The following is a 3,790-nucleotide window of genomic DNA, read 5'->3' as shown; positions in this document are numbered from 1 at the left end:
ATTCTTGACCCTTTCCGTTACGGGTCAAGCTCCTGCAAATGCAGCATACGCACGTGTATGGCTCGTACTGATGGGTACGGACAATAATGGTTCGGGTATTGTTTATTGGGACTCTGCTGCTTTACATCCAAAGTTATGAGAGCGTTGGAGGATAAAGCTTATGTGGATTTCAAAAAGCTGCTGGGGAGTTGTTTTAAGTCTTTTAATAGTCTTTGCTTATTTCCCTATTCATATCTCCGAGGCTGCTTCTACATCTAAGGCAAGTGATGATTTTTCTCTTTCAACCAATTCGATCAAAAACGATTATGATGCATCCGGTAGATTGCAGCATACCAACTGGCTACAAGGAAAAATGGAGTATGAATATGATAGTAACGGAAATACTCTTGGTAGAAAAAGAAGCGAGCCGAAAAACCGGATCGAGAGCGATAGCAGCGCTGTAACACAAAGCGGAATCTGGTTTAATGAAGGGGGAGTAAATGTAGTCTCAAATACGGCTGGTTCTAAACTTATTGTAAAATTTACAGGGGATGCCATTAAGATGAATGCGGTGGCGGGCCCTAACCGGGGAATTGCTAACATACGAATTGATGGGAAAGCTTATCCGGATATTGATATGTACGATACAAATTACACGAATAAAAGTTATGGGTTAGCTTATAACCTCGATAGTGGTTCACATACACTGGAAGTCACCGTTTCCGGTAATAAACGTTTTGATTCGGCAGGTACTTATTTGGTCGTGGATGCATTTTTAATCTTCGGCCAACCGGAGCAAATCATGGAACCTGGCAATAGGGTTGAGAGCGATAATCGCGTTGTTATCCAAAGTGGGGATTGGTTTAACGAAGGTGGGATTAATTTAGCTTCAAGTGTAACAGGGTCAAAGCTTGTAATGAAGTTTACCGGAGACTCCATCAAAATGAATGCAGCGGCAGGCCCTAACCGGGGAATTGCCAATATACGAATTAATGGACAATCTTATCCTGATGTTGACTTATATGATACTTGAGTATAGGAATAGAGACTACGTCATTGCTTATGGACTCGGCAATGGTCCTCATGTATTAGAAGTAACCGTTTCGGGTAACAAACGCTCAGAATCAACAGGAGTATTTCTGGTCATAGACGCTTTCTTCGTCTCGGATCAGCCCCAGGCAATGATAGAGCCGAGTACTCAGATCGAGAGCGACAATAGTTTCGTGATTCAAAGTGGCAACTGGTCCAGCGAAGGCGGAATTAATCTAATCTCTAACGCGATGGGGTCAAAACTTATTATCGAGTTTATGGGAGATGCGGTTAAGATGAATGCGGTAGCAGGTCCTAACCGAGGGATCGCAAACATTCGAATCGATGGACAATTTTACCCTGATATTGACTTATTTGACACAGAATATAGGAATAAAGATTATATCATTGCTTATGGGCTTGGCAGTGGTCCTCATGTCCTAGAAGTAACCGTTTCGGGTAATAAACGAGCGGAAGCAACAGCAGCTTATCTGGTCATAGATGCTTTCTTAACCTCGGAACAAGCTCAGACCATAATCGAACCGGAAATTCGTGTTGAAAGTGATAACAGTAAGGTCATCCAAAGCGGGAATTGGTCAAATGAAGGCGGGATTAATGTAGTTTCAAACGCGGCAGGGTCAAAACTTGTTCTAAAGTTTACCGGGGATGCGGTTAAAATGAACGCGGCAGTAGGACCTAACCGAGGGATTGCCAATATAAGAATTGATGGAAAACATTACTTCGATTTAGATTTGTACGATAGGGAGTACAGGAACTTAGTATATACCATTGCTTACGGTCTTGGGGAAGGCCCCCATACGCTGGAAGTAACCGTTTCAGGTAACAAACGTTCGGAATCAACGGACTCTTTTCTTGCCATAGCTATCTTTTTTATTAAGGGCGAAGCACAGTCTCTAATTGAACCGGATACTCGGACTGAGAGTGATAACCGTTCCGTCCTTCCAAGTGGAAACTGGTTTAGTGAAGGCGGAATAAATATTGCTTCAAACGAAACGGGTTCAAAGCTTGTTGTGAAGTTTACCGGAGACGCAATTAAAATGAACGTGGTAACGGGCCCTAATCGGGGGATTGCCCATGTTCAGATCGACGGAAATTCTTATTCGGATATTGACTTGTACGATATCGAATTCAGAAACAAAGAATATACGATTGCCTATGGTCTTGGAAATGGCCCTCATACATTAGAAATAACGGTATCCGGGAATAAGAGACTCGAGTCATCGAATACTTATTTGGTCGTACATGCTTTCTTTAGTTTCGAACCAAGCAATCGCATCGAAAGTGACAATGGTTTTGTAATTCAAAGTGGAAATTGGTTCAGCGAAGGCGGGATAAATCTATCTTCGAATTCAATGGGATCAAAGCTTGTTGTGAAGTTTACGGGGGATGCCGTTAAAATGAATGCGGTAGCGGGACCGAACCGGGGGATCGCTGGCATTCGTATCGACGGACAACCGTATCCTGACATCGATTTGTATGATACCGAATTTAGGAATAGGGACTATAGGATTGCTTATGGTCTTGATCATGGCTCACACGTATTGGAAGTAAACGTCTCCGGTAACAAACGGGCGGAGTCAACAGATACTTATTTGGTGGTGGATACTTTTTTAGTTTTTGGTGAAGTGAAGCCCTTGCAAGAGCCAGGTAATCGCATCGAAAGTGACAACGCTTTAGTGATTCAAAGCGGATATTGGTTCAGTGAAGGCGGAGTTAATCTAGCTTCAGATTCAACGGGATCAAAGCTTGTTCTGAAGTTTACAGGGGATGCGGTTAAAATGAATGCAGTGGCAGGGCCTAATCGGGGAATTGCCAATATTCGAATCGACGGACGACCTTACCCTGATATCGATTTATACGAACCTGAGTATAGAAATAGAGAGTACATCATGGCCTATGGTCTTGGCCAAGGTCCTCATCTGTTGGAAGTAACCGTTTCGGGTAACAAGCGGGCTGAAGCTACAAGCAACTATGTGGTGGTGGATGCTTTCTCGGCCATCGGTCAAGCCCAGACCATCTTAGAGCCAAGCAATCGCATCGAAAGCGACAATAGTTTAGTCGTCAAAGATGGAACTTGGTATAGTGAAGGTGAAGTGAACTTAGCCTCAAATACAACCGGCTCAAAACTTGTTTTAAAGTTTACCGGAGATGCAGTTAAAATGAGCGCGGTAGTGGGGCCGAATCGGGGGATCGCCAACGTTCGGATTGATGGTCAACCCTATCCTGATATTGACTTATACGATAGCAGTTATGCAAGAAGAGATTACACGTTAGCTTATGGTCTAGGTGATGGGATGCACACTATTGTGGTTTCCGTTTCAGGTAATAGGCGCTTGGAATCAAACGATAATTTTGTGGTTATAGATGCTTTTTTTGTCTCTGGTAATTAGTGGCAGGTTTGTGGTGGTTTATCGTTCTTGCGAAATAAATTAGGAGAATGATTTGATGAAGATGAGATTATTTTTTTCTGTTTTTATTCTTTTGATAAGTATAACTTATCCAAGTACTTTATTTGCAAGTGGAGAATACAAGTACATTCATGACCAAAGCAATCGTTTAAGTTACATACGAACGGCTTCTAACCAAATAATCTTTTTTAAATATGATGCCAATGGTAATGTAACAACCAAAGGTTTATTAAAGCCAATGTTAGGAGACGTAAATGGGGACAAAAAGGTAGATGCCATTATTTTTTCAAACGGAGAGTGGCGGGTATCTTTGTCCAACGGTAACGGATTTAATCCTTATCAAAAATGGGTTG

Annotated in this window: 3 protein-coding genes; all 3 read left to right on the top strand. The window is 42.3% G+C overall.

Features of this window, described 5'->3' with window-relative positions; all coding sequences use genetic code 11:
* Positions 1–160: 160 nt before the first annotated feature.
* Positions 161–1,012 (top strand): hypothetical protein, encoded by an 852-nt coding sequence (locus tag PEL01S_RS33955; protein WP_127463344.1) that lies wholly within the window; start codon positions 161–163, stop codon positions 1,010–1,012.
* Positions 927–3,419 carry a hypothetical protein gene (locus PEL01S_RS33950; protein ID WP_127463343.1) on the top strand — a complete coding sequence of 831 codons (2,493 nt, stop codon included), beginning with the start codon at positions 927–929 and terminating at the stop codon, positions 3,417–3,419. The genes PEL01S_RS33955 and PEL01S_RS33950 overlap by 86 nt, the downstream gene beginning before the upstream one ends.
* 55 nt (positions 3,420–3,474) lie before the next feature.
* Positions 3,475–3,790, top strand: a 316-nt coding sequence (locus PEL01S_RS33945) for a hypothetical protein (RefSeq protein WP_218032566.1), incomplete at its 3' end; no start/stop codon positions are given.

Origin of the sequence: Paenibacillus elgii NBRC 100335 (assembly GCF_004000865.1) — a bacterium.
GTDB classification, from domain to species: domain Bacteria; phylum Bacillota; class Bacilli; order Paenibacillales; family NBRC-103111; genus Paenibacillus_G; species Paenibacillus_G elgii.
Note: the sequence above shows the minus strand (reverse complement) of the source record. Positions and strands in the feature narration are given on the sequence as shown.